The organism is Streptomyces sp. NPDC101132 (assembly GCF_044759225.1).
GTDB lineage: Bacteria > Actinomycetota > Actinomycetes > Streptomycetales > Streptomycetaceae > Streptomyces.
The window spans coordinates 106,693-129,741 of record NZ_JBIVYX010000009.1; the positions used below are offsets into that span (position 1 = coordinate 106,693).

Consider the following 23,049-nt stretch of genomic DNA (forward strand, 5'->3'; position numbering starts at 1 on the left):
CGGACGCGGGCCCGCCCCGAGCCCTCCCCAGCCCTGCGCGGGGCCCGCCGTTACGCCGGCCAGCTCGCCAGGAACCGCCCGGCGTCCCAGGTACCGCCCAGCTCCGGCGCCAGCCACCCGGGAGCGGCCGCCCGGAACCCGGCCGGTTCCAGCCGGCCGGCGCCCTCCGGCACCGCACCCACCAGCGGGGCGCGGGAGACCGTCGGGAGGTCGGCCAGGTTGCACCGCTCGGCCAGCCCCGGCGCGTCCGGCCAGCTGCCGATCACCAGCCCCGCGTGTGCCAGCCCCCGCGAGGCCATGGCCTCGCTGGTCATGAAGGCGGAGTTGAGCGTCCCCAGCCCGGCCGGGACCACCACCAGGACCGGCGCGTCCAGCAGCCGGGCCGCGTCGGCGAGCGTGCGCCCCGCGCCGTCGAAGCGCACGAACAGCCCGCCCGCGCCCTCCACCAGCACCAGGTCGTGCTCCGCGGCCAGCTTCCCGGCCGCCTCGGCCACGTCCTCGGGGGAGACGTACGGCAGGCCGGCCCGGCGCGCGGCGGTGTCCGGCGCCAACGGCTCCGGGTAGCGGGCCAGTTCGAGGCCGGTCAGCCGCCCCGCGAGCCGGGCCGCCTCGGCGACGTCCCCGGCCTCGTCCGGCGCCACCCCGGTCTGGGCGGGCTTGAGCACCGCCACCGACCGTCCGGCCGCCAGGGCGGCGGCCGCGATCGCCGAGGTCACCACCGTCTTGCCGATCTCCGTGCCCGTACCGGACACGACGAGCACGCTCATCTCAGCCTTCCCGCGCCGCCGCGCACACCGCGCGGCCGATCCGCGCCACGTCCTCGTCCGAGGACACGTACGGCGGCATCGTGTAGATCAGGTCCCGGAAGGGACGCAGCCAGACGCCCTCCCGCACCGCGGCCCGGGTGGCCGCGGCCATGTCCACCTCGTGGTCCAGCTGCACCACGCCGATGGCACCCAGCACCCGGACGTCCTCGACCCCGGGCAGCGCCGCGGCCCCGGCCAGCCCTTCCCGCAGGCCCGCCTCGATCCGCTTGACCTCCCCGGCCCAGTCCTGGCCGAGCAGCAGGTCGATCGAGGCCAGCGCCACCGAGGCGGCCAGCGGGTTGCCCATGAAGGTGGGCCCGTGCGCCAGCACCGGCACCTCGCCGCGCGAGATCCCGTCCGCCACCCGTGCCGTGCACAGCGTGGCGGCCATCGAGAGGTAACCGCCCGTCAGCGCCTTGCCCACGCACATCACGTCGGGGGTGATCCCCGCGTGGTCCGCGGCGAACAGCGCCCCGGTGCGCCCGAAGCCGGTCGCGATCTCGTCCAGGACCAGCAGGACCTCGTACTCGTCGCACAGCTCGCGCAGCACCCGCAGGTACCCGGGGGAGTGGAAGCGCATGCCGCCCGCGCCCTGCACCACCGGCTCCACGATCACCGCGGCCAGCTCGTCCGCGTGCGCCGCCACCAGCTCGCGCAGGTGGGCGACGTACGCCGGGTCCGGCTCGGCGTCGAAGCCGGCCGGCGGCGCGTCCGCGAACACCTGGCGCGGCAGCGCACCCGACCACAGCTCGTGCATGCCGCCGTCCGGGTCGCAGACGGCCATCGGCTGCCAGGTGTCGCCGTGGTAGCCGCCCCGCCAGGTGAGCAGCCGGGTCTTGCCCGGCCGGCCCACCGAGCGCCAGTGCTGGAGGCACATCTTGATCGCGACCTCGACCGAGACCGACCCGGAGTCGGACAGGAAGACGTGCTCCAGACCCTCGGGGGTGAGCTCGACCAGCCGGGCGGCGAGCCGGACGGCGGGCTCGTGCGTGAGCCCGCCGAACATCACGTGGCTCATCCGGTCCAGCTGCCCGCGCACGGCCTCGTTCAGCACCGGGTGGTTGTAGCCGTGGACGGCGGACCACCAGGAGGACATCCCGTCGACCAGCTCGTCCCGGCCCTCGGCCGGCTCGGCCAGCCGCAGCCGGACCCCGGACGCCGAGGAGACCACCAGGGGCTCCTGCCGTCCGGGCATCGGACCGTACGGGTGCCAGACGTGCTGCCGGTCGAGCGCGAGCAGGTCGGCGGCGGAGAGCGGATCAGGCATTCGGCGCGAGGTCCGTTCCCGCACCGCGACGGCGTACGGCGACCAGCTCGGGCCGCACCTCGCCCGGCTCGGCCTGCTCCGGCGCGGCCGCGGCGGCTTCCGCCGGTACGTCGGCCCGCGCGGCCGGCTCCTCGTGCGCACCGCACCCGCCGCAGCCGGAACCGCAGCCCGCGCCGGCCTGGGAACCGCACAGCGAGGCGCCGCCCGCGTGGGAGCCGCAGCCGCCGCCGGCCGTGACCTCGGAGCGGTGCTTCGGGAGGGTGGTCTCACCGGCGCCCTCGACCTCGAAACCGGCGTCCGCGATCATGTCGAGGTCGGCCTGGCCGGCCTGGCCCTCACTGGTGAGGTAGTCGCCCAGGAAGATCGAGTTGGCGATGTGCAGCGCGAGCGGCTGCATCGAGCGCAGGTGCACCTCGCGGCCGCCCGCGATCCGGACCTCCACGTCGGGGCAGACGAAGCGGACCATCGCCAGGATCCGCAGACAGCGCTGCGGGGTGAGGTTCCACTCCTTGGCCAGCGGGGTGCCCTCGAAGGGGATCAGGAAGTTGACCGGCACCGAGTCCGAGTCCAGCTCGCGCAGCGCGTAGACGACGTCGACCAGGTCCTCGTCGCTCTCGCCCATGCCCGCGATCAGGCCCGAGCAGGCCGACAGGCCGGCGGCGTGCGCCTTCTGCACGGTGTCCACCCGGTCGGCGTACGTGTGGGTCTTGGTGATCTGCCCGTACGTGGCCTCGGAGGTGTTGAGGTTGTGGTTGTACGCGTCGGCCCCGGCCTCGCGCAGCCGCTCGGCCTGGCCGTCGGCGAGCAGGCCGAGGCACGCGCAGACCTCGATGCCCTCGTTCTCCTGCTTGATCGCCTCGATGGTCTTGGACACCCGGTCCACGTCGCGGTCCGTCGGGCCGCGGCCGCTGGCCACCAGGCAGACGCGCTTGGCGCCGCCCGCCACGCCCGCGGCGGCGGCCTTGGAGGCCTCCTCGGGCTTCAGCCACGTGTACTTGAGGATGTCGGCCTTCGAGCCGAGCCGCTGCGAGCAGTACGAGCAGTCCTCGGGGCACAGCCCGGACTTCAGGTTGACGAGGTAGTTCAGCTTGACCCGGCGGCCGAACCACTGGCGGCGCACCTTGCCGGCCGCGGCCACCACGTCGAGCAGTTCGTCGTCGGAAGTCGCCAGCACGGCGAGCGCCTCTTCGCGGGTCGGCAGCTCACGCCGCAGCCCCTTGTCCACCAGGGTGTTCAGCAGGTCCATGACGGTGATCCTGGCTTACGGGACCGCCCTCGGCCAAGGAGAGATCGGACAACATGGCGGCTTCGGGGTGTGTGTATCGCCACACCTCGGTCACGATCAGTGCCCGTTAGGGTCTGTGGACAGCCGACAAATCGCGAGGACTGAGCCGATGACGCAGGACGCACCGCCGCCCGTTCCGCCGCACCCCGTCCCCGCGCCGGCGGACGTGTTCGCCTGGATCGACGAGGCGGCCCGCGCCCGTGAGCAGGCCGGACTCGTCCGGACCCTGCGCCCCCGGCCCGCGGAGTCGGATCTGCTGGACCTCGCGAGCAACGACTACCTCGGTCTGGCCCACCACCCGGAGACCACCGGGGCGGCCGCCGCGGCCGCCCGCCGCTGGGGAGCCGGGGCCACCGGATCGCGCCTCGTCACCGGCACGACCGAGCTTCATGCGGAGCTCGAGCGGGAGCTGGCCGAGTTCTGCGGCTTCGAGGCCGCGCTGGTGCTGTCCTCCGGTTACGCCGCCAACCTCGCCGCCGTCACCGCGCTGAGCGCCCGGGACACCCTGGTCGTCTCCGACGCGGGCAACCACGCCTCGATCGTCGACGGCTGCCGCCTCTCGCGCGCGGGGACCGCGGTGGTCCCGCACTCCGACCCGGAGGCGGTCCGCAAGACCCTGGAGGCCTTCGGCGGCCGGGCCATGGTGGTCACGGACTCCGTCTTCTCCGTGGACGGGGACGCGGCCCCGCTCGCCGCCCATGCCGAGGTCTGCCGCGACCACGGTGCCGCCCTGGTCGTCGACGACGCGCACGGCCTCGGGGTGCTGGGCGAGGGCGGCCGGGGTGCGCTCGCCGCGGCCGGCCTGGCGGGAGCCGACGGGATCGTCGCCACGCTGACCCTGTCGAAGTCGCTGGGCAGCCAGGGCGGCGCGGTCCTCGGCCCGGCCAGGGTCATCGAGCACCTGGTCAACACCGCCAGGACCTTCATCTTCGACACCGGGCTCGCTCCCGCGGCCGTGGGCGCGGCGCTCGGCAGCCTGCGGCTGCTGCGCCGGGAGCCGGAGCGGGCCGCGCGGGCCCGCGAGGTGGCGGCGGAGCTGTACGGCAGGCTCACCGGGGCGGGGCTCACCGCGGCCCGGCCCGACGCGGCCGTGGTCTCGGTGCGGGCGCCCTCGCCGACGGCAGCGCTGCGCTGGGCGGCGGACTGCCGCGAGGCGGGGCTGGCGGTGGGCTGCTTCCGGCCGCCGTCGGTGCCGGACGGCATCTCGCGGCTGCGGCTGACCGCCCGGGCCGACCTGACGGAGGCCCAGATCACGCAGGCGGTCGGCACGATCCTGCGGACCGCGCCGACCGCGGACTGAGACCTGCCGGTTCCGGGGGAGCGGGGGTCAGCTCCCGGAGCCGGGCGGGTCCGCCCGTACGTACGACAGGAAGCCCTGCCAGGCCGTCGCGGTGAAGTGCAGTGCGGGTCCTCCGGCCCGCTTGGAGTCGCGTACGGCCAGTACGCCGCCGGCGGGGCCGGCGGTCTCGACGCAGTTGTTCATGCCGGTGCTGTAGCTGCTGCGCCGCCAGTTCGCGCTGTTCCTGAGTCCGCTCGGGGGAGAGGGGGTTGCGGACATGGGGCTGTGCCTCCTTACGCGCCGTCAGCGATCGCGCTGATGAGGTCCGACGAGTCCTGGGGCGGGAGGGCGTGCGCCTGGATGGTGCGGAAGGCGGCGCTGTACGCCTCGAGGTCTTCTTTCCGCTCCAGATAGAGGCTACTCGTCAAATGGTCGAGAACAACCACATCCAGATCAGCAATGTTCGGAAATGAGAAGATGACGAAAGGCCCCGTGAGGCCGAGATGACCCCCCACGCTGAACGGCAGTACTTGGAGCCGCACTTGGGGCAGCCGGGCCACCGCCACGAGGTGCCGCAGCTGCTCCGCCATCACCACCGGCCCGCCGATCTGCCGTCGCAGCACCGCCTCGTCGAGCACCGCGCTCAGCTCCAGGGGCGGATCCGCCCGCAGCACCGTCTGCCGCGCCAGCCGTACGTCGACCAGCGCGTCCACCTTGGGCTCGGGCAGCCCTCCGAGCGCGGCCCGGGTCACGGCCCGCGCGTACGCGGCGGTCTGGAGCAGCCCCGGCACCACCGACAGCTCCACGGTGCGGGCCGCGCTCGCGCCGGCCTCCAGGCTGATGAAGTCCCGGTACTCCTGCGGCAGCAGCCCCCGGTACTCGTGCCACCACTGTCGGCCCCGCCCCGTGTCGCCCGCCGAGGCGGCCAGAGCCTCCAGCAGCGCCCGCTCCTGGGCGTCGGCGACCCCGTATGCGTCCAGCAGCAGCCGGACGTCCTCGGGTTTCACGCCACTGCGGCCCGTCTCGATCCGGCTGATCTTCGACTGGTGCCAGCCGAGCATCCGGGCCGTCTCACCGCTGGTGAGCCCGGTCCGGTCGCGCAGCGCCCGCAGCTCCTCACCCAGCTTGCGTCGGCGAACCGCGGGACCGTGCTGCATGCCGGACTCCTTCCACCCGGCGCACCCGCCGGTCTTGCGCCCAAATACGGTCTTCCGTAGCAGAGTTCACCGCTTTGAGCGACAGATATATGCATATCTTGGTGGAACGCCAGCACCGGCGGCACCCGGAGTGGCAGTCTGGCGCGAAGCACAGATCCGGAGCCGTCCTCGAGGTCATCCGCGCCAAGTCGGAGTCCGGCCCCGGTGGGAAAGGGACAGCGTCGCCATGGCAGACCACCTGGAAGCATCCGTCACTCTGCCGAGCGATCCCGCGTCGGTGGCCACGGCGCGGAGGTACGTCGCGGACGTGCTGTCCGAATGGGGGCTGCCCGCGGAGGACGAGCAGGCCGACTCCGTCCGCCTGATGGTCTCCGAACTCGCCACCAACGCCGTGCAGCACACCTTCGGCCAGTCCCCCGTCTTCACGGTCGAGCTGCGCCTGGAGCGCGACGAGCAGCTGCGGATCGGTGTCACGGACAGCCATCCGCGCTGGCCCAGGCGGCTGCCGGCCGCCGTCCAGCAGGACAACGGCCGCGGCATGGTGATCATCCGCTGGCTCACCGCCGAAGCGGGGGGCCGGCTGTCGGTCAGCCCGACCGAGGACGGCGGCAAGACCGTGTGGATCGCGCTGCCGTGGCGGGCGGCGGCCCGGCCGGCGGGCGCCGACCGGCCCCGCTGAGCGCGCGCCGGCCGCCGGCTCCCACCGCCCGTGCCGCCCGTCCGTTCCGCCCGAGCCGACGCACCCGCCCCGCCCCGACCGGAGACGGGCACGCCGCGGGCCGTGCCTCAGGCGAGGCCGCGCTCGGCCGCGCCGCGTTCCACGCAGAACTCGTTGCCCTCCGGGTCCGCCATCACGACCCAGCCCGTGCCGTCCGGCTTCCGCCGGTCGTCGACCACCCGCGCGCCGAGCCCGATGAGCCGCTCGACCTCCTCGTCCCGGGTGCCGACGGGCGGCTGGATGTCCAGGTGGACGCGGTTCTTGACCGTCTTGGCGTCGGGGACGCGGATGAAGAGCAGCCCCGGCACCCCGGGCACGCCCGGGTCCACGAGCACCTCGTCGTCACCCGGCTCGTCGTCCGGATGGACCGACGCGCCGGTCAGCGCGGCCCAGAACCCGGCCACCAGGTAGGGGTCGTGGGAATCGAAGGTGATGTGCCGGACGGGATTGAGGTAGGACACGGGTCTCCCTTGTGCTGACGCCGCGGCGGGGTGCCGCCGCGGCGTCAACCTAACCGCGCACCGGGAGCCGCGCAGCCGAATTCCCGGCGGGTCAGCGCACCCGGCCGTACGTGACGCTGCTGGTCCAGATCCCCTCCAGACGGACCGTCGAACCGGTCTTGGGGGAGTGCCAGATCCGGCCGTCGCCGGCGTAGATGCCCACGTGGTAGACGCTGCCCCCGGAGTGGAAGAAGACCAGGTCGCCGGGTTGCCGGGAGCCGGCCGAGACGCGCGTGGTGCGGTTGTACTGCTGGGCCGCGGTGCGGGGCAGCGACTTGCCTGCGCGCTTGTACGAGTAGAGCGTGAGCCCCGAGCAGTCGAAGCGGTGCGGACCCGTGGCGCCCCACAGGTACGGGGAGCCCTTCTTGGACGCCGCCACCCGGAGGGCCTTCACGGCGGGCGACGCCGCGGCCCGGGCCTCGGGAGCGGCGCCGGGGGCGAGGAGGGTGCCCCCGAGGACGGCCAGGGTGAGGGCCGAGGTGACCCCGGCCCGGGACAGCATCGACGGAACGTTTTTTTCCAGCACGTTCCCGTACGGGACGTTCGTGTTCAGCGCGGACATGCGCAACCCTTCGTCAGCCGCCTGTGAAGGATGACCTGTCGGGTTCGGACCTGCGAAGTTCGCCCGGCCGCACCGGTCCCTCCCGTGCGGGAAGGGCCGGGGCGGCTTCACCCCGAGGAACGGACGGGCCGGTGGCCCGCCGCTCCGCACTGCCTGGGTCCTCCACTCCTGCCGGTGCACTCCTGTCGACCAGTCACCCGGGTGAGGCGGCAGGACTCGGCGTCCGCCCGGGCCGCCCCGCCGCGGTGGCGGGGGCTTGTCGTCCCCCGGATCCTGGCCCACCAAGTGTCCGAATTACGCGTTAAGTCACCCTTATGTGACGCTCATCACGTGTGCCCCGAATGGGATTTCGGCCCCGGGCGCCCGTCCCGCCCGGACGGGCGAAACGGGTCCGGACCTGCGCCGACGGCCGCGACCGCTCCGGCCGGTCCCGCCGTACGGGTACGACACGAGGGCGTTACTCCGAACGGGGAGCCGTGGCGGCGCGGTTACGCCCAACGGACGTCACGCACCGTGTCCGGGTGCGTACGGTGAGCCCGCGCAAGTGCCGTATACGGAAGGGCATCCGAATCGCCGGACATCCCGAACCGAGCCACCGCCGGAAACGTGAATTAACGCGACGGTAAAGCGCGCGCCCTAACGTTCGAGGCCGGTTGTGACTCGCCAGGACGACAGTGAGGTGGCACCGTGCAACTGACGCCGCACGAGCAGGAAAGGCTCCTCATCCACGTCGCGGCCGACGTGGCGGAGCGCCGCAGGGCCCGCGGGCTGCTGCTGAACCACCCCGAGGCCATCGCCCTGATCACCAGCCACATCCTCGAAGGCGCCCGGGACGGCAGGACGGTGGCCGAGCTGATGGCCTCCGGCCGCAAGGTCCTCGCCCGCGAGGACGTGATGGAGGGCATCCCGGAGATGCTCCACGACGTCCAGGTGGAGGCGACCTTCCCGGACGGGACCAAGCTCGTCACCGTCCACGACCCCATCGTCTGAGGAGCACCGTGATCCCCGGCGAAATCCTCCTGGGAGAGGGCCCCGTGCCCCTCAACGCGGGCCGCCCGGTCACCCGGCTCACCGTGCTCAACACCGCGGACCGGCCCGTCCAGGTCGGCTCCCACTACCACTTCGCCGAGGCCAACCCCGGCCTCGGCTTCGACCGTGCCGCGGCGCGCGGACTGCGGCTGAACGTCGCGGCGGGCACCGCCGTGCGCTTCGAGCCCGGCATCCCGGTCGAGGTGGAGCTCGTACCGCTGGCCGGACTGCGCACCGTACCCGGGCTGCGCGGCGAGACGGGGGGACCCCTCGATGGCTGAACTGACCCGGCAGACCTACGCCGACCTCTACGGCCCCACCACCGGCGACCGCATCCGGCTCGCCGACACCGACCTGCTCGTCGAGATCGAGGAGGACCGCTGCGGCGGCCCCGGCCGCGCGGGCGACGAGGCGGTGTTCGGCGGCGGCAAGGTGATCCGCGAGTCGATGGGCCAGGCCAGGACCACCCGCGCCGAGGGCGCGCCCGACACCGTGATCACCGGCGCCGTCATCCTCGACCACTGGGGCGTCGTGAAGGCGGACGTCGGTGTGCGCGACGGCCGGATCACCGGCATCGGGAAGGCCGGCAACCCCGACACCATGGACGGCGTGGACCCGGCCCTGGTCATCGGCCCCGAGACCGAGATCATCTCTGGCAACGGCAGGATCCTCACGGCCGGCGCCATCGACGCGCACGTCCACTTCATCTCGCCGACCATCCTCGACGAGGCGCTCGCCTCCGGCATCACCACCCTCGTCGGCGGCGGCACCGGCCCCGCCGAGGGCACCAAGGCCACCACCGTCACACCGGGGTCCTGGCACCTGGCCCGGATGTTCGCCGCCCTCGACGCCCACCCGGTCAACATAGGCCTGCTCGGCAAGGGGAACACCACCTCCCGCGAGGCCATGCACGCGCAACTGCGCGGCGGCGCGCTCGGGTTCAAGATCCACGAGGACTGGGGGGCCACGCCCGCGGTCATCGACGCCTGCCTGGGCGTGTGCGAGGAGACCGGCGCGCAGCTGGCCGTGCACACCGACACCCTCAACGAGGCGGGCTTCGTCGGCGACACCCTCGCCGCCATCGCCGGCCGGACCATCCACGCGTACCACACCGAGGGTGCGGGCGGCGGGCACGCGCCCGACATCATCACCGTGGTGTCCGAGGCCAACGTGCTGCCGAGCTCGACCAACCCGACCCGGCCGCACACCGTCAACACCGTCGAGGAACACCTCGACATGCTGATGGTCTGCCACCACCTGAACCCCGCGGTACCCGAGGACCTCGCCTTCGCCGAGTCCCGCATCCGGCCCTCGACCATCGCCGCGGAGGACGTGCTGCACGACCTCGGCGCCATCTCGATCATCTCCTCCGACTCCCAGGCCATGGGCCGGGTCGGCGAGGTGGTCCTGCGGACCTGGCAGACCGCGCACGTGATGAAGCGCCGCCGCGGCGCCCTGCCCGGAGACGGCCGGGCCGACAACCACCGGGCCCGCCGCTACGTCGCGAAGTACACGATCAACCCGGCCGTCGCCCAGGGCCTGGCCCGCGAGATCGGCTCGGTCGAGACCGGCAAGCTCGCCGACCTGGTGCTCTGGGAGCCCGCGTTCTTCGGCGTCCGCCCCCAGCTGGTGATCAAGGGCGGCCAGATCGCCTACGCGCAGATGGGCGACGCCAACGCCTCGATCCCCACCCCGCAACCCGTGCTGCCGCGGCCCATGTTCGGCGGTCACGGGCGGGCCCCGGCCCGCAACTCCGTCAACTTCACCGCTCCGGCGGCGCTGGCCGACGGGCTGCCCGAACGCCTGGGGCTGGGCAAGGAGTTCGTGGCCATCGACAGCACCCGCGCCGTGACCAAGGCGGACATGCGGGAGAACGACGCCCGGCCACGGGTGGAGGTCGATCCCGACACCTTCACGGTGACGATCGACGGCGAGGCCGTGGAGCCGGCTCCGGCCCGCGAACTGCCCATGGCCCAGCGGTACTTCCTCTTCTGAACGGGAAGGCGCCGACCCGAATGACGACCACCGCCACGGCCCGGTCCGCCGCCGCGCCCCCGCCCGAGCCCCTGCCGACCGCACCCGCGGGCGGCCGGGCCGCCCTCCTGCTGCTCGCGGACGGGCGGTTCCCGGCGGGCGGCCACGCCCACTCCGGGGGCGCCGAGGCAGCGGTCACGGCAGGACGGATCCGGGACGCCGCCACCCTGGAGGACTTCTGCCGGGGCCGGCTCCACACCGCGGGGCTCGTCGCCGCCGCCCTCGCGGCCGCCGCCGCGCTGGGGACCGACCCCGCGGAGCTCGACGCCGCGGCGGACGCCCGTACCCCCGCGCCCGCCCTCCGGGCCACCGCCCGCCGCCTGGGCCGGCAGCTCACCCGGGCCGCCCGGACCGTCTGGCCCGGTGACCCGGGACTGGAGGCGCTGGCGGCCGCGTACCCCCGGGGCGCCCACCAGCCGGTGGCCCTGGGACTGGCCGCCCACGCCGCCGGGCTCGGCCCGCTCGACGCCGCCCACGTGGCCGCGTACGAGAGCACCGGCGGACCGGCCACCGCGACCGTACGGCTGCTCGGCCTCGACCCGTTCGAGGCCACCGCCGTCCTGGCCCGGCTCACCCCCGTACTCGACGAGGTCGCCGAACGCGCCACGGCCGCCGCCCTCCACGCCCGCGACGCCGGCACCGGCGCACTGCCGGCCGCGTCCTCGCCCCTGCTGGAGATCGGCGCGCAGGCCCACGCCGCCTGGCCGGTACGGCTGTTCGCCTCCTGACCGCACCGCCGTCCCCCGGCCGGCACCCCCGCCACCCGCCCCACCCGACCTGGAGCACCCATGCACCTGGACCACGCCGAGACCTACCCCCCGCGCCACACCCACAGCGCCCCGCCTGTGCGCGACGGCCGGCGCCGCGCCCTGCGCATCGGGCTGGGCGGCCCGGTCGGTTCGGGCAAGACCGCCACCGTCGCCGCCCTCTGCCGGGCGCTGCGCGAGGAGTTCTCCCTCGCGGTGGTCACCAACGACATCTACACGCGCGAGGACGCCGACTTCCTGCTGCGCGCCGCCGTGCTGCCGCCCGAGCGGATCGCCGCCGTGGAGACGGGAGCCTGCCCGCACACCGCCATCCGCGACGACATCTCCGCCAACCTGGAGGCGGTGGAGGACCTGGAGGACGCGGTCGGCCCGCTGGACCTGGTGCTGGTGGAGTCCGGCGGGGACAACCTCACGGCCACCTTCTCCAAGGGCCTGGTCGACGCGCAGATCTTCGTGATCGACGTGGCGGGCGGGGACGACATCCCGCGCAAGGGCGGGCCCGGCGTCACCACCTCCGACCTCCTCGTGGTCAACAAGACCGACCTCGCCCCGCACGTCGGCTCCGACCTCGGCCGGATGGCCGAGGACGCCCGGGCCCAGCGAGGTGAACTCCCGGTGGCCTTCACCTCGCTGGCCGCCGAGGACGGCGTGGCCCCCGTCGCGGCCTGGGTACGGGAGCGGCTGGCCGCCTGGACCGCCCTCGCCGCATGACCGCGCCCGCCGCCCCCGGCATCCGCGCCACCGCCCGGATCACCGCGACCGCCGACGGGCGCGGCGGCACCGCGCTGCCCGAACTCCACGGTGAGGGCCCCCTGGCGCTCCGCCGCACCCGCTCCGCCGGCACCGGCGCCCGCGTCACCCTGGTCGGCGCCATGAGCGCCCCGCTGGGCGGCGACCACCTCGCGGTCGAGGCCACCGTCGGCCCGGGCGCCGACCTCACCGTCACGTCCGCCGCGGCCACCCTCGCCCTCCCCGGCCGCACCGGTGCGCCCGCCCGCTACGACGTGCGCCTGGAGGTGGCCGACGGGGCGGCGCTCCAGTGGCTCCCCGAGCCCCTGGTCTCCGTGCGCGGCAGCCGGCTGTACGCCACCACCCGCGCCGAACTGGCCCCCACCGCGCGCCTGCTGCTGCGCGAGGAGCAGGTACTGGGCCGTGCGGGTGAGCCGTCCGGGCTGCTCACCGGCAGGCTCACGGCCACGCTGGGCGGCCGGCCGCTGCTGGACCAGGAACTGTCCTGCGGGCCGGGCGCCCCCGGCGGCTGGGACGGCCCCGCGGTCCTCGGCGGGCACCGGGCACTGGGGCAGCTGCTCGTCGTGCGGCCCGAGTTCGCCACCGCTCCGCCCGCGCCGGCCCTGCTCGGCGAGTCCGCCGCCGTCACCCCGCTCGCCGGGCCCGCGGTGCTGGTCACCGTGCTGGCCGCGGACGGGCTGCGGCTGCGGCGGCTGCTGGACGAGGCCTGCCGCACGTACGCCGGCTGACGCAGGACCGCCGACGCCTGCCGGGCCGGGGGCGTCAACTGCCGTACCGCTCAGCGGTACACGTCGGTCCGGTTATCGGGTTGGTAAAGAACGGCCCGCCACCCTGTTGCCGGGGACCTCACAGACGACAGGATCCATCTGCAGTCAGACACAAGACGGCCACAAAACGGTCGCACATGACGCAGGGGGACTTACACGTGATACGCACAGCGGTGCTCGGCAGCGCGGGCACTCTGATGGCGGGCACGCTCATCGCGGGTGCCTTCGTGGCACCGTCGGCCGCGGCCGACACCCAGACCCAGAGCGGAACGACCACCTCCGCGGCGCGTGGCACGGCGATCGCCGCCGCCCGCGCCGCCCGCAAGGGCATCGACTGGAAGGCCTGTCCGGCCGACTGGGGCTTCGAGGCCCCGATCCAGTGCGGCTTCGTCAAGGTCCCGCTGGACTACACCAAGCCGTACGGCAAGCAGATCGAGCTCGCCGTCGACCGCATCGGCAACACCGGCACCAAGGCCGAGCGCCAGGGCGCCCTCCTCTACAACCCCGGCGGCCCCGGCGGTTCCGGCATGCGCTTCCCGCGCCGGGTGACCACCAAGGCCCCGCTGTGGGTGAACACCTCGAAGGCGTACGACTTCGTGGGCTTCGACCCGCGCGGTGTGGGCCACTCCACCCCGATCTCCTGCATCGACCCGCAGGAGTTCGTCAAGGGCCCGAAGATGGACCCGGTCCCGGACACCGAGGCCGACAAGCGCGCCCAGCGCAAGCTCGCCGCCGAGTACGCGGACGGCTGCAAGGAGCGCAGCGGCTGGATGCTGCCGCACATGACCACGCCGAACACCGCGCGCGACATCGACGTGATCCGCGCCGCCCTCGGCGAGAAGAAGCTCAACTTCCTCGGCGTCTCGTACGGCACCTACATCGGCGCCGTCTACGCGGAGCTGTTCCCGACGCACGTGCGCCGCATGATCGTCGACAGCGTCGTGAACCCGTCGAAGGAGAAGATCTGGTACCAGGCCAACCTGGACCAGGACGTCGCCTTCCAGATGCGCTGGAACGACTGGAAGAAGTGGGTCGCGAAGAACGACGCCACCTTCCACCTCGGCGACACCTCCGCCAAGGTCGAGGCCCAGTGGCTGAAGCTCCGCGCCGAGGCCAAGAAGGCCCCGCTCGGCGGCAAGGTCGGTCCGGCCGAGCTGATCGGCTTCTTCCAGAGCGCCCCGTACTACGACTCCGCCTGGGTGCCGGTCGCCCAGACCTGGGCCGACTACGTGGCGGGCAACAAGCAGGGCCTCATCGACGCGGCCGCCGCGGACATGACGGACATCGCCGGCAACAAGGCCGCGGAGAACGGCAACGCCGTCTACACCGCCGTCGAGTGCGCCGACGCCAAGTGGCCCACCGCCTGGAGCGTCTGGAACCGCGACAACACCAAGCTCCACAAGGACTACCCGTTCATGACCTGGGCGAACGCCTGGATGAACCTCCCCTGCGCCACCTGGGGTGCCAAGCAGTCCACCCCGGTCGAGGTGAAGGTCAACAGCGGTCTCCCCGCCGTCCTGATCGTCCAGGCCACCCGTGACGCGGCCACCCCGTACGAGGGTGCCGTCGAGCTGCACAAGCGCCTCGCCGGCTCGCGCCTGATCACCGAGAAGGGTGCCGGCTCGCACGGTGTCACCGGTCTGGTGAACCCCTGCATCAACAGCCGCGTGGACGACTACCTGCTCAACGGCAAGATCGACGTGCGCGACGTGACCTGCGCCCCGCACGCCGCTCCGGTGGTGCCCTCCGCCGCCAAGGCCCGCGCCGAGGCCAAGGCCCTGGCCGGCGCCGACCTGCCGGCCGTCCGCTAACACCGGACCCGGGCGTCCGGACCGGACGCCCGGCGGCCCGTGATACGTGAGGAAGGCTCAGCGCGACCTGCGCTGGGCCTTCTTCGCCTCCTCGGCCTCGGCCTTGACGACGGTCGCGTACCGGTCGACGTATTCCTGCCCCGACAGGCCGAGGATCGCGTACATGATCTCGTCGGTGACCGCCCGCAGCACCGCCTTCTCGCCTTCCATCCCGGCGTAGCGGGAGAAGTCCAGCGGCTCCCCGAACCGGATGGTGACCCGCCGGATCCGCGGCACGACCTGGCCGGGCGGCTGGATCTCGAAGGTGCCGACCATCGCGCACGGGACCACCGGCACCCCCGCCGTGAGGGCCATCGCGGCCACCCCGACCTTCCCCTTGTACAGCCGCCCGTCGTGCGAGCGGGTGCCCTCGGGGTAGATCCCCAGCAACTCGCCCTTGGCCAGCACCCCGAGCCCCTCGCGGATCGCGGCCTGCCCGGCCTCCTTGCCCGACCGGTCCACCGGGATCTGCCCCGCGCTGCGGAAGAACGCCGCCGTCAGCCGGCCCTTGACCCCGGGGCCCGTGAAGTACTCGGCCTTGGCCAGGAAGGTGATCCGGCGCTTGAGGATCGCGGGCATCAGGAAGTGGTCGGAGAACGACAGGTGGTTGCCCGCCACGATCGCCGCACCCTCCTCCGGAATGTTCTCCAGTCCCTCGATGCGCGGACGGAACAGCAGCCGCAGCAGCGGCCCCAGCAGGACGTGCTTGAGCAGGTGGTAGAACACGCGGTAGCCCCCTAACGGCCCGGAAGCGACCACTCTAAGAGCGGGGACCGCGCAGGGTAAGCACCCGGCGACACGGGGTGGCACCACCCGGTGGCCGGCCGGGGCGGGGGCGGCGGGTCAGGCGCTGCGCGAGGCGGCCACGCCCGCCGTCAGGAGGGCCAGGACGATCCACGCGAACCAGAGCCACCCGTTGCTGCCGATGGTGGCCGAGTAGGCGGAGATCACCACGAGGGCCCCCACGAGGAGCACGGCCATCGCCTTCAAGGATCCGGACATACCACCATCGTGGGGCCTGGACCGCCGGATGCGCTACCGGCGCGGCCCGGCCGGCTCGTCCCGCCGGGTCCCCGGGAGCGGTCAGCGGCCGCGCGTCTGGAGCGAGGCCAGGTACGCGTTGTACGCCTCCAGCTCCTTGTCGCCGTCCCGGTCGGCGGCGCGGTCGGCCCGCTTGGCCTGGCGCTGCTCCGAGCGGTACCACTGGAAGATCAGCGCGATCAGCACCAGCACCGAGGGGATCTCGCTGAACGCCCAGGCGATGCCGCCGGCCGCCGTCTGGTCGGACAGGGCGTCGATGCCCAGGGAGGCCGGCGGGTTCGCGTACGTGCCGACCATCGGCTCGCTCGCCATCATCAGCGCGATGCCGAAGAAGGCGTGGAACGGCATGCCGGCGAACAGCTCCAGCATCCGCATGATGTAGCCCGGGCGGTGCGGGCCCGGGTCCACGCCCATGATCGGCCAGAAGAACACCAGGCCCACCATCAGGAAGTGCACCATCATCGCGATGTGCCCGGCCTTGCTGCCCATCAGGAAGTCGAACAGCGGCGTGAAGTACAGGCCGTACAGCGAGGCGATGAACATCGGGATCGTGAACACCGGGTGGGTGATCACCCGCATGTACCGGCTGTGCAGCAGCATCAGCAGCAGCTCGCGCGGACCCCTGCGGCCCCGCCCGGCCGGCGGCAGCGCCCGCAGCGCCAGCGTCATCGGCGCGCCCAGCAGCAGCAGGATCGGCGACAGCATCGAGATGACCATGTGCTGCACCATGTGGACGCTGAACATCACCATGCCGTAGTCGTTCAGCATGGTGTTCATCACCAGCGCCACGCTCAGCACGCCGGCCGCCCACGCGACGGTGCGGCCGGCCGGCCAGGCGTCCCCGCGGCGGCGCAGCCGGAGCACGCCCCACCCGTAGAGGCCGAGCCCCAGCAGGCAGGCGACCAGGAAGAAGGGGTCGGAGGAGAACTCCAGCCCCCGCCCCAGGGTGAACGGCGGGAGGTCCATGGTCATGCCGTCCATGCCGTGCCCGCTGTGGTCCATGTGTTCACTCCTGGAGGTGGGCCCTCGTGGGGCCCGCGTGGTGGTGCCTGTGGTGCCCCACCACACTAGACCCGCCCCCGGACGCCGGAGCGGCCGGGGGCGGGTCTGTACGGGTTGATCACATCACAGTACGTTCTGCGCCTCGGCGTACCGTTCGGCCGGGACGGTCTTCAGCGAGGCCGTCGCGTCCGCCAGCGGCACCATCTCGATCTCGGTGCCGCGCAGCGCGGTCAGCATGCCGAACTCGCCGCGGTGGGCGGCCTCCACCGCGTGCCAGCCGAAGCGGGTGGCGAGCACCCGGTCGTACGCGGTGGGCGTGCCGCCGCGCTGCACGTGGCCCAGGATGACCGGCCGCGCCTCCTTGCCCAGGCGGCGCTCCAGCTCGACGGCGAGGATGTTGCCGATGCCCGCGAAGCGCTCGTGGCCGTAGATGTCCGTACCGCCCGAGGCGAACTCCATCGTGCCCTCCAGCGGCTTGGCGCCCTCGGCGACGACGACGATCGCGAACCGCTTCCCGGCGGAGAAGCGCTCACCGACGATCTTCGTGAGCTCCTCGATGTCGAAGGGACGCTCCGGCACGACGATGGCGTGGGCGCCGGCGGCCATGCCCGAGTGCAGGGCGATCCAGCCGGTGTGGCGGCCCATCACCTCGACGACCATCACCCGCTGGTGCGACTCGGCGGTGGTCTTGAGGCGGTCGAGCGCCTCGGTGGCCACGCCCACGGCGGTGTCGAAGCCGAAGGTGACGTCGGTCGAGGAGATGTCGTTGTCGATGGTCTTCGGCACGCCGACGATGGGCAGGCCGGCCTGCGAGAGCAGGTTCGCCGCCTTGAGGGTGCCCTCGCCGCCGATCGGGATGATGGCGTCGAGGCCGAGGTCCGCGACGTGCCCGCGGGCCCGCTCCACGCCGTCGCGCAGGTGCGCGGGCTGCACCCGGGAGGAGCCGAGGATGGTGCCGCCGCGGGCCAGGATGCCGGCGACCGCGTCCAGGTCGAGCTTGCGGTGGTCGCCCTCCAGCAGGCCCTTCCACCCGTCGTGGAAGCCGATGACCTCGTCGCCGTGGTCGACGACGGCGCGGTGGACGACGGAGCGGATGACGGCGTTCAGACCGGGGCAGTCGCCGCCGGAAGTGAGCACACCAATGCGCATGGCAGGAAGAACCTTTGCAACGTGGGCCGACGACCGGACCACGTCGTCCGGTTGGAACTACCGCCACCCTACAAGCGGATCGGCGCTGGACTGAACCATGCTCCAGATTCCGGTCAGGTGTATTTGGAGGAAACTCCGACGAGCGTGGAGGTGCCCAGAAGAGCATCCGAATTGGGGCGAAATGACCGACGGCCGGGACGCCTCCTGGAGGTGTCCCGGCCGTCGGGCCGCGTCGCGGTCCGGGCGGACCGCCCGGCAGGTCAGGCGGGCTGCGTGGCCGCCGCGATGCGCTCGGCGCGCAGCGCCTCGTACCAGCGGTCGTCGACCGGCGGCAGGGCGTTCACGTCGAGGGCCAGCTTCAGCAGCAGGTCCGCGATCTGCGGGTTGCGGGCCATCACGGGGCCGTGCATGTACGTGCCGAAGACGGTGTCGTTGTACGCGCCCTCGGTGCCGTCCCCGGTGCCGTTGCCCCGGCCCAGGCGGACCCGGGCGAACGGGCGGGCGGTCGGGCCGAGGTGCGTGACGCCCTGGTGGTTCTCGAAGCCGGTCAGCTGCGGGAGGTTCAGGTTCGGGTCGATGTCCGCGAGGACGTCGCCGACGCACCGCTCGCCCTCGCCGCGCACCGTCACCACGTCGAGCAGGCCCAGGCCCTCCTGGCGCCGGCCCTGGTCGTTGACGAACTCCTGGCCCAGGATCTGGTACCCGGCGCACACCGAGAAGACGATCGCGCCGTTGGACACCGCGCGCTGGAGGCCGCCGTCGCGCAGCAGCCGCTCGGCGGCCAGCCGCTGGGGCCGGTCCTCGCCGCCGCCGATCAGGTAGATGTCACCGGAGGTGGGCACCGGCTGGTCGCTGCGCACGTCGAGGCGCTGGACGTCCAGGCCCCGCTGGCGGGCGCGGCGCTCGACGACGAGGGCGTTGCCCTGGTCTCCGTACGTGCTGAGCAGGTCCGGGTAGACCCACACCAGACGCAGGCTGTTGTCGCTCATGCTCATGTGTCCTTGAGGGTGCTAGTTGCCGACGCGGCGGCGGACGTCCTGGAAGGCGGTGTAGTTCGCGATGAGCTCGATCTGCCCGGGCGGCGCGAGCTGCACGGCCTCGTCGAGGGTCTCGCAGACCCGGAAGTCCACGCCCGCGACCTCCAGGCGCACCGCGAGGTCCAGCTTGCGGTCGCCGATCACGAAGATCGGGTGGCCGGCCAGGCGCCCGTAGTCGACGTCCCACAGCCAGGAGGTGTCGGTGCCGTCGGCGCCGCGCGCGTTCACCGAGAGGACCACCGGAGTCGGCGGCGGGTCGATGAGGGAAAACGTTTCGAGCCAGCCCGCCGGGTTCTTCGCGAGCAGCAGGCGCACCTGCCGGCCCAGGAACTCGACCACGTCGTAGCGGCCGGCCACGGCCTGCACCTGGTACATGCGCTCCAGCGCGACCTGCGGCGGGACGCCGAAGACGGCGGCGACGGCGGCCGAGGTGGCGGCGTTCGACTTGTTCGCGCGGCCGGGCAGCTGGAGGTGGATGGGCCAGGCGCTGCCGTGCGGGTCGAGCACGTGGTCGCCGCTGAGGGCCCAGCTCGGGGTCGGGCGGCGGAAGCCGCACTCGCCGCAGAACCAGTCGTCGCCCGGGCGCTGCATCACGCCGCCGCAGGAGGGGCACGACCAGGCGTCGTCCTTCCACTCCTGGCCGGCGGCCACCCACACCACGTTGGGGGAGGAGGAGGCGGCCCACACGATCAGCGGGTCGTCGGCGTTCGCCACGACCACGGCCTTGGTGCCGGACAGGCCCTCGCGCCACTTCTCCGCCAGCATCCGGGTCTCGGCGGCGCGGTCGAGCTGGTCGCGCGAGAGGTTCAGCAGCGCGATCGCCTTGGGAGTGGTGTCCTTGGCCACGCCGGCCAGGTACTTCTCGTCGACCTCGATGACGCCGTACTTGGCGTCCGAGCCGCCCGCCAGGGCGGAGGTGATGCCCGCGGGCATGTTCGCGCCGAGCGCGTTGGAGACGACCGGGCCGCTGGCCCGCAGGGCCTCCGCGATCAGCCGGGTCGTCGTGGTCTTGCCGTTCGTCGCCGAGACGAGGACGACGTCGAGGTGCTGCGCGAGCCGTCCCAGCAGATCGGGGTCGAGCTTGAGCGCGACCCTGCCTCCGATCACCGATCCGCTGCCCCGCCCCGCGGCCCGCGACACCGCCGCCGCGGCCTTGCCCGCCGTCACGGCCAGCTTGGCCCGCGGCGAAAGCGGCTCCGTGTTGCCTGCCATCGTCCCTGCTCCTCCTTGCGTCGGTCCGGGCTCAGCCTATCCAGATCCGGCCAGGGCCCCGACCAGGCGCCCTTGTGGATCCCTCATATATTCGCCCGACGTACCCTTACGGCCATGCGACAGCGCCCGATCCCCGGCACTTCCGGTCTCGTCCGCACCATGAGCCTGCTGGGCGATCCGGTGCTCCACTCCGCGTGCGCGGAGGTCACCGAGTTCGGCCCCGCCCTCGACCGGCTGGTCGAGGACATGTTCGCCACGATGTACGCCCACCAGGGCGTGGGACTCGCGGCCAATCAGATCGGCGTCCCCCAGCGGGTGTTCGTCTACGACTGCCCCGACGACGATGATGTCCGGCACGTGGGGCACGTCGTCAACCCCCGGCTGGTCGAGACGGGCGGGATCGAGCTGCGCGGCCCGGAGGGCTGCCTGTCCCTGCCCGGCCTGGAGGCCGGGACGGTCCGCTTCGACCACGCCGTCGTCGAGGGGGTCACCACCGACGGCCGGCCGGTCCGCGTCGCGGGCACCGGGTTCTTCGCCCGCTGCCTGCAGCACGAGTGCGACCACCTCGACGGCACGGTGTACGCGGACCGCGTCACCGGCTTCCGGGCCCGGCGGCTGCGCCGGCAGATCGCCCGGGCGCCCTGGGGCCGCGCCTGAGCCGCCGGCTCAGAAGCCCGGGCCGTCCGCCCGGTTGCCGGCCGTGGACAGCCGGCCCCACAGCAGGTCGGTGAGGCCCGAGACCAGCTCCGCGCGGCCGCACGGGCGCTCGCCGAGCCACCAGTCGCCGGCCGCGTGCATCATGCCCACGATGCCGTGGCCCCAGATGCGCGCCAGCTGCTCGCCGCCGGGGCCGAGGTCCACCCGCTCCGCGACGACCTGGGCCAGCTCCTCGCCGAGCCGCCGCAGCAGGGGAGCGGAGTGCAGGCCCACGTCGAAGCCGCGCTCGCCCGCGTGCGAGTCCTCGGCCGGGTGCATCAGGAAGCGGTAGACCTGCGGGCGCGCCTCGATGGCGGCCAGGTACGTGTCGAGGGTGGCCTCGACCCGGCGGCGCCGCTCGGTCGGTGCGTCCAGCGCGGCCCGCAGCGAGTCCAGCAGGGCGTCGGTGTGCCGGACGGCGAGGGCCTGGTACAGCCCCGCCTTGTCGCCGAAGTGCCGGTAGAGGATGGGCTTGGTGATGCCCGCCTCGGCGGCGATGGCGTTCATGGAGGCCTTGGGGCCCTCCCGCAGCACGACGCGGTCGGCCGCTTCGAGCAGCTCCCGACGCCTGCGCTCGGCCGCCGCCTGGTGGTCGGCCTGTTCGGCCTGCTGGGTGGTCTCCATGACGCGTGTATCTCCCCGCCCGTACGAATTGCGTGACGCAGGCGCAACGTAACACCAGGACCGCCTCCGGAGCCGAATCGGCGACGGTGGTTGACAGGCCCTACTGGCGAGTAACAGACTGCTGTTACCGCAGGTAACAAGCCTTGTCGCCGCGCGGTTACCGGAAGTAAGGGCACGGCCCGGTTCGAGCGTACAGCCAGGAGGGGACATGGCGGAGTTCACCATGGAGCTCAACGACGACCAGAAGGAGGTACGCGACTGGCTCCACGGCTTCGCCGCCGACGTGATCCGCCCCGCCGCCGCCGAGTGGGACGAGCGCGAGGAGACCCCCTGGCCGGTGATCCAGGAGGCCGCCAAGGTCGGCATCTACTCCCTCGACTTCTACGCGCAGCAGTTCTTCGACCCCACCGGCCTCGGCATCCCGATGGCCATGGAGGAGCTCTTCTGGGGCGACGCGGGCATCGCGCTGTCGATCGTCGGCACCGGCCTCGCCGCCATCGGCGTCGTCGCCAACGGCACCGAGGAGCAGATCGGCACCTGGATCCCGCAGATGTACGGCACCCCCGACGACGTCAAGGTGGCCGCCTTCTGCTCCTCCGAGCCCGACGCCGGCTCCGACGTCGGCTCCATGCGCACCCGCGCCGTCTACGACCAGGCCAAGGACGAGTGGGTGCTCAACGGCACCAAGACCTGGGCCACCAACGGCGGCATCGCCAACGTCCACATCGTCGTCGCGGTCGTCGACCCCGAGCTGGGCACCAAGGGTCACGCCTCCTTCATCGTCCCGCCCGGCACCCCCGGCCTCTCCCAGGGCCAGAAGTTCAAGAAGCACGGCATCCGCGCCTCCCACACCGCCGAGGTCGTCCTGGAGGACGTCCGCGTCCCCGGCTCCTGCCTGCTCGGCGGCAAGGAGAAGCTCGACGAGCGCCTCGCCCGGGCCCGCGAGCGCGCCAGGGCCGATGGCGTGGGGGCATCTTCCAGCGGTAGCCGGGGGAGGGTGAAGAACGCCGCCATGGCCACCTTCGAGGCCTCCCGCCCCGCCGTGGGCGCCATGGCCGTCGGCACCGCCCGGGCCGCGTACGAGGTCGCCCTCGACTACGCCATGAACCGAACCCAGTTCGGCCGCCCGATCATCGACAACCAGGGCGTCGCCTTCCAGCTCGCCGACATGCGCACCCAGATCGACGCCGCCCGCCTCCTGGTGTGGCGCGCCTCCTGGATGGCGACCGCCGGCAGGCCGTTCACCTCCGCCGAGGGCTCGATGTCCAAGCTCTTCGCGAGCGAGGTCGCCAAGAAGGTCACCGCACAGGCGGTCCAGATCCTCGGGGGCAACGGCTACACCCGCGAGTACCCGGTGGAGCGCATGCACCGGGACAGCGCGATCTACACCATCTTCGAGGGCACCAGCGAGATCCAGCGCCTGGTCATCGCCCGCACCCTCTCCGGCATGCCGATCCGCTAGCGCGGCGCGGGGCGGTCGTGGGCGGGGCGGACCCCTCGGGGCTGCGCCCCGGGCA

General features: G+C 73.2%; 25 protein-coding genes. 11 read left to right on the top strand and 14 right to left on the bottom strand.

Translation table 11 applies throughout. From position 1 onward, the window contains the following. Window positions 1-50: 50 nt before the first annotated feature. From bioD to bioB, 3 genes are read right to left on the bottom strand one after another with little or no spacing between them, the layout of a single operon-like run. Window positions 51-767: a dethiobiotin synthase gene (bioD, locus tag ACIQUR_RS21735; RefSeq protein ID WP_403666531.1), complete on the bottom strand. Its 717-nt coding sequence runs from the start codon at window positions 765-767 to the stop codon at window positions 51-53. Between the two features lies 1 nt (window position 768). After that, entirely contained in the window at window positions 769-2,073 is a 1,305-nt protein-coding gene (locus ACIQUR_RS21740; RefSeq protein WP_403666533.1) for an adenosylmethionine--8-amino-7-oxononanoate transaminase, read from the bottom strand. Beyond that, entirely contained in the window at window positions 2,066-3,319 is a 1,254-nt protein-coding gene (bioB, locus tag ACIQUR_RS21745; protein ID WP_403666536.1) for a biotin synthase BioB, read from the bottom strand. The genes ACIQUR_RS21740 and bioB overlap by 8 nt, the downstream gene beginning before the upstream one ends. A 148-nt stretch (window positions 3,320-3,467) precedes the next feature. Between bioB and ACIQUR_RS21750 the strand changes: the two genes are divergently transcribed. Beyond that, window positions 3,468-4,658 (top strand): 8-amino-7-oxononanoate synthase, encoded by a 1,191-nt coding sequence (locus ACIQUR_RS21750; RefSeq protein WP_403666539.1) that lies wholly within the window; start codon window positions 3,468-3,470, stop codon window positions 4,656-4,658. Between the two features lie 27 nt (window positions 4,659-4,685). Here ACIQUR_RS21750 and ACIQUR_RS21755 read toward each other — a convergent pair whose 3' ends face one another. Both ACIQUR_RS21755 and ACIQUR_RS21760 read right to left on the bottom strand, forming a co-directional pair. Further along, window positions 4,686-4,916: a DUF397 domain-containing protein gene (locus ACIQUR_RS21755; protein WP_403666541.1), complete on the bottom strand. Its 231-nt coding sequence runs from the start codon at window positions 4,914-4,916 to the stop codon at window positions 4,686-4,688. Between the two features lie 14 nt (window positions 4,917-4,930). Continuing rightward, on the bottom strand, window positions 4,931-5,794 hold the full coding sequence (locus ACIQUR_RS21760; RefSeq protein WP_403666544.1) for a helix-turn-helix domain-containing protein: 864 nt from the start codon (window positions 5,792-5,794) through the stop codon (window positions 4,931-4,933). A 226-nt stretch (window positions 5,795-6,020) separates the two neighbouring features. Here ACIQUR_RS21760 and ACIQUR_RS21765 point away from each other — a divergent pair, with 226 nt between their 5' ends. Then, window positions 6,021-6,473 carry an ATP-binding protein gene (locus ACIQUR_RS21765; protein WP_403666547.1) on the top strand — a complete coding sequence of 151 codons (453 nt, stop codon included), beginning with the start codon at window positions 6,021-6,023 and terminating at the stop codon, window positions 6,471-6,473. Window positions 6,474-6,580: 107 nt separating this feature from the next. Here the strand turns inward: ACIQUR_RS21765 and ACIQUR_RS21770 are convergent, their stop codons facing one another. Next, window positions 6,581-6,973, bottom strand: coding sequence for a VOC family protein (locus ACIQUR_RS21770; protein WP_403666549.1), 393 nt, complete (start codon window positions 6,971-6,973; stop codon window positions 6,581-6,583). Window positions 6,974-7,064: 91 nt separating this feature from the next. Then, the gene (locus ACIQUR_RS21775; RefSeq protein WP_403666552.1) at window positions 7,065-7,574 is read right to left on the bottom strand and encodes a C40 family peptidase; all 510 of its coding nucleotides are present in this window, start codon (window positions 7,572-7,574) and stop codon (window positions 7,065-7,067) included. A gap of 687 nt (window positions 7,575-8,261) precedes the next feature. On the opposite strand from ACIQUR_RS21775, the gene ACIQUR_RS21780 reads away from it, so the two are divergent. From ACIQUR_RS21780 to ACIQUR_RS21810, 7 genes are all read left to right on the top strand, one after another. Further along, window positions 8,262-8,564 carry an urease subunit gamma gene (locus tag ACIQUR_RS21780; protein ID WP_403666555.1) on the top strand — a complete coding sequence of 101 codons (303 nt, stop codon included), beginning with the start codon at window positions 8,262-8,264 and terminating at the stop codon, window positions 8,562-8,564. 8 nt (window positions 8,565-8,572) lie between these two features. Continuing rightward, window positions 8,573-8,884, top strand: a complete 312-nt coding sequence (locus ACIQUR_RS21785) for an urease subunit beta (RefSeq protein ID WP_403666558.1) — start codon at window positions 8,573-8,575, stop codon at window positions 8,882-8,884. Continuing rightward, window positions 8,877-10,598: an urease subunit alpha gene (locus ACIQUR_RS21790; RefSeq protein WP_403666560.1), complete on the top strand. Its 1,722-nt coding sequence runs from the start codon at window positions 8,877-8,879 to the stop codon at window positions 10,596-10,598. The genes ACIQUR_RS21785 and ACIQUR_RS21790 overlap by 8 nt, the downstream gene beginning before the upstream one ends. 20 nt (window positions 10,599-10,618) lie before the next feature. Beyond that, on the top strand, window positions 10,619-11,365 hold the full coding sequence (locus tag ACIQUR_RS21795; protein WP_403666563.1) for an urease accessory protein UreF: 747 nt from the start codon (window positions 10,619-10,621) through the stop codon (window positions 11,363-11,365). Window positions 11,366-11,425: 60 nt separating this feature from the next. After that, window positions 11,426-12,115, top strand: coding sequence for an urease accessory protein UreG (gene ureG / locus ACIQUR_RS21800; RefSeq protein WP_403666566.1), 690 nt, complete (start codon window positions 11,426-11,428; stop codon window positions 12,113-12,115). Then, window positions 12,112-12,882 (top strand): urease accessory protein UreD, encoded by a 771-nt coding sequence (locus ACIQUR_RS21805; RefSeq protein ID WP_403666569.1) that lies wholly within the window; start codon window positions 12,112-12,114, stop codon window positions 12,880-12,882. Before ureG ends, ACIQUR_RS21805 begins: the two co-directional genes overlap by 4 nt. 236 nt (window positions 12,883-13,118) lie before the next feature. Then, window positions 13,119-14,732, top strand: coding sequence for an alpha/beta hydrolase (locus ACIQUR_RS21810; RefSeq protein ID WP_403667212.1), 1,614 nt, complete (start codon window positions 13,119-13,121; stop codon window positions 14,730-14,732). Window positions 14,733-14,789: 57 nt separating this feature from the next. On the opposite strand, the gene ACIQUR_RS21815 is transcribed toward ACIQUR_RS21810, so the two are convergent. The 6 genes from ACIQUR_RS21815 to ACIQUR_RS21840 form a co-directional block, all read right to left on the bottom strand. Next, window positions 14,790-15,497 (bottom strand): lysophospholipid acyltransferase family protein, encoded by a 708-nt coding sequence (locus tag ACIQUR_RS21815; RefSeq protein ID WP_403666571.1) that lies wholly within the window; start codon window positions 15,495-15,497, stop codon window positions 14,790-14,792. A 117-nt stretch (window positions 15,498-15,614) separates the two neighbouring features. Continuing rightward, on the bottom strand, window positions 15,615-15,773 hold the full coding sequence (locus tag ACIQUR_RS21820; protein ID WP_403666574.1) for a hypothetical protein: 159 nt from the start codon (window positions 15,771-15,773) through the stop codon (window positions 15,615-15,617). Between the two features lie 81 nt (window positions 15,774-15,854). Beyond that, window positions 15,855-16,814: a cytochrome c oxidase assembly protein gene (locus ACIQUR_RS21825; RefSeq protein ID WP_403666576.1), complete on the bottom strand. Its 960-nt coding sequence runs from the start codon at window positions 16,812-16,814 to the stop codon at window positions 15,855-15,857. 123 nt (window positions 16,815-16,937) lie between these two features. Then, window positions 16,938-17,963 carry a 6-phosphofructokinase gene (locus ACIQUR_RS21830; protein ID WP_403666579.1) on the bottom strand — a complete coding sequence of 342 codons (1,026 nt, stop codon included), beginning with the start codon at window positions 17,961-17,963 and terminating at the stop codon, window positions 16,938-16,940. A 260-nt stretch (window positions 17,964-18,223) separates the two neighbouring features. Then, window positions 18,224-18,952: a type 1 glutamine amidotransferase gene (locus ACIQUR_RS21835; RefSeq protein ID WP_403666582.1), complete on the bottom strand. Its 729-nt coding sequence runs from the start codon at window positions 18,950-18,952 to the stop codon at window positions 18,224-18,226. A gap of 21 nt (window positions 18,953-18,973) precedes the next feature. Continuing rightward, complete coding sequence (locus ACIQUR_RS21840) at window positions 18,974-20,212, bottom strand: MurT ligase domain-containing protein (RefSeq protein ID WP_403666585.1); 1,239 nt, start codon at window positions 20,210-20,212, stop codon at window positions 18,974-18,976. 114 nt (window positions 20,213-20,326) lie between these two features. Between ACIQUR_RS21840 and def the strand changes: the two genes are divergently transcribed. Further along, window positions 20,327-20,869 carry a peptide deformylase gene (gene def / locus ACIQUR_RS21845; protein ID WP_403666587.1) on the top strand — a complete coding sequence of 181 codons (543 nt, stop codon included), beginning with the start codon at window positions 20,327-20,329 and terminating at the stop codon, window positions 20,867-20,869. A gap of 9 nt (window positions 20,870-20,878) precedes the next feature. Here def and ACIQUR_RS21850 read toward each other — a convergent pair whose 3' ends face one another. Beyond that, complete coding sequence (locus ACIQUR_RS21850) at window positions 20,879-21,532, bottom strand: TetR family transcriptional regulator (RefSeq protein WP_403666591.1); 654 nt, start codon at window positions 21,530-21,532, stop codon at window positions 20,879-20,881. 208 nt (window positions 21,533-21,740) lie between these two features. Between ACIQUR_RS21850 and ACIQUR_RS21855 the strand changes: the two genes are divergently transcribed. Further along, window positions 21,741-22,994, top strand: coding sequence for an acyl-CoA dehydrogenase family protein (locus ACIQUR_RS21855; RefSeq protein ID WP_403666594.1), 1,254 nt, complete (start codon window positions 21,741-21,743; stop codon window positions 22,992-22,994). Window positions 22,995-23,049: the final 55 nt, after the last annotated feature.

Coding starts and splice junctions, on each gene's coding strand:
- ureG (WP_403666566.1), top strand. CDS start 11,426: ATGCACCTGGACCACGCCGAGACCTACCCCCCGCGCCACACCCACAGC.
- def (WP_403666587.1), top strand. CDS start 20,327: ATGCGACAGCGCCCGATCCCCGGCACTTCCGGTCTCGTCCGCACCATG.
- ACIQUR_RS21830 (WP_403666579.1), bottom strand. CDS start 17,963: ATGCGCATTGGTGTGCTCACTTCCGGCGGCGACTGCCCCGGTCTGAAC.
- ACIQUR_RS21805 (WP_403666569.1), top strand. CDS start 12,112: ATGACCGCGCCCGCCGCCCCCGGCATCCGCGCCACCGCCCGGATCACC.
- ACIQUR_RS21760 (WP_403666544.1), bottom strand. CDS start 5,794: ATGCAGCACGGTCCCGCGGTTCGCCGACGCAAGCTGGGTGAGGAGCTG.
- ACIQUR_RS21765 (WP_403666547.1), top strand. CDS start 6,021: ATGGCAGACCACCTGGAAGCATCCGTCACTCTGCCGAGCGATCCCGCG.
- ACIQUR_RS21775 (WP_403666552.1), bottom strand. CDS start 7,574: ATGTCCGCGCTGAACACGAACGTCCCGTACGGGAACGTGCTGGAAAAA.
- bioB (WP_403666536.1), bottom strand. CDS start 3,319: ATGGACCTGCTGAACACCCTGGTGGACAAGGGGCTGCGGCGTGAGCTG.
- ACIQUR_RS21835 (WP_403666582.1), bottom strand. CDS start 18,952: ATGAGCGACAACAGCCTGCGTCTGGTGTGGGTCTACCCGGACCTGCTC.
- ACIQUR_RS21755 (WP_403666541.1), bottom strand. CDS start 4,916: ATGTCCGCAACCCCCTCTCCCCCGAGCGGACTCAGGAACAGCGCGAAC.
- ACIQUR_RS21810 (WP_403667212.1), top strand. CDS start 13,119: ATGGCGGGCACGCTCATCGCGGGTGCCTTCGTGGCACCGTCGGCCGCG.
- ACIQUR_RS21790 (WP_403666560.1), top strand. CDS start 8,877: ATGGCTGAACTGACCCGGCAGACCTACGCCGACCTCTACGGCCCCACC.
- ACIQUR_RS21850 (WP_403666591.1), bottom strand. CDS start 21,532: ATGGAGACCACCCAGCAGGCCGAACAGGCCGACCACCAGGCGGCGGCC.
- ACIQUR_RS21840 (WP_403666585.1), bottom strand. CDS start 20,212: ATGGCAGGCAACACGGAGCCGCTTTCGCCGCGGGCCAAGCTGGCCGTG.
- ACIQUR_RS21795 (WP_403666563.1), top strand. CDS start 10,619: ATGACGACCACCGCCACGGCCCGGTCCGCCGCCGCGCCCCCGCCCGAG.
- ACIQUR_RS21750 (WP_403666539.1), top strand. CDS start 3,468: ATGACGCAGGACGCACCGCCGCCCGTTCCGCCGCACCCCGTCCCCGCG.
- ACIQUR_RS21740 (WP_403666533.1), bottom strand. CDS start 2,073: ATGCCTGATCCGCTCTCCGCCGCCGACCTGCTCGCGCTCGACCGGCAG.
- bioD (WP_403666531.1), bottom strand. CDS start 767: ATGAGCGTGCTCGTCGTGTCCGGTACGGGCACGGAGATCGGCAAGACG.
- ACIQUR_RS21820 (WP_403666574.1), bottom strand. CDS start 15,773: ATGTCCGGATCCTTGAAGGCGATGGCCGTGCTCCTCGTGGGGGCCCTC.
- ACIQUR_RS21825 (WP_403666576.1), bottom strand. CDS start 16,814: ATGGACCACAGCGGGCACGGCATGGACGGCATGACCATGGACCTCCCG.
- ACIQUR_RS21855 (WP_403666594.1), top strand. CDS start 21,741: ATGGCGGAGTTCACCATGGAGCTCAACGACGACCAGAAGGAGGTACGC.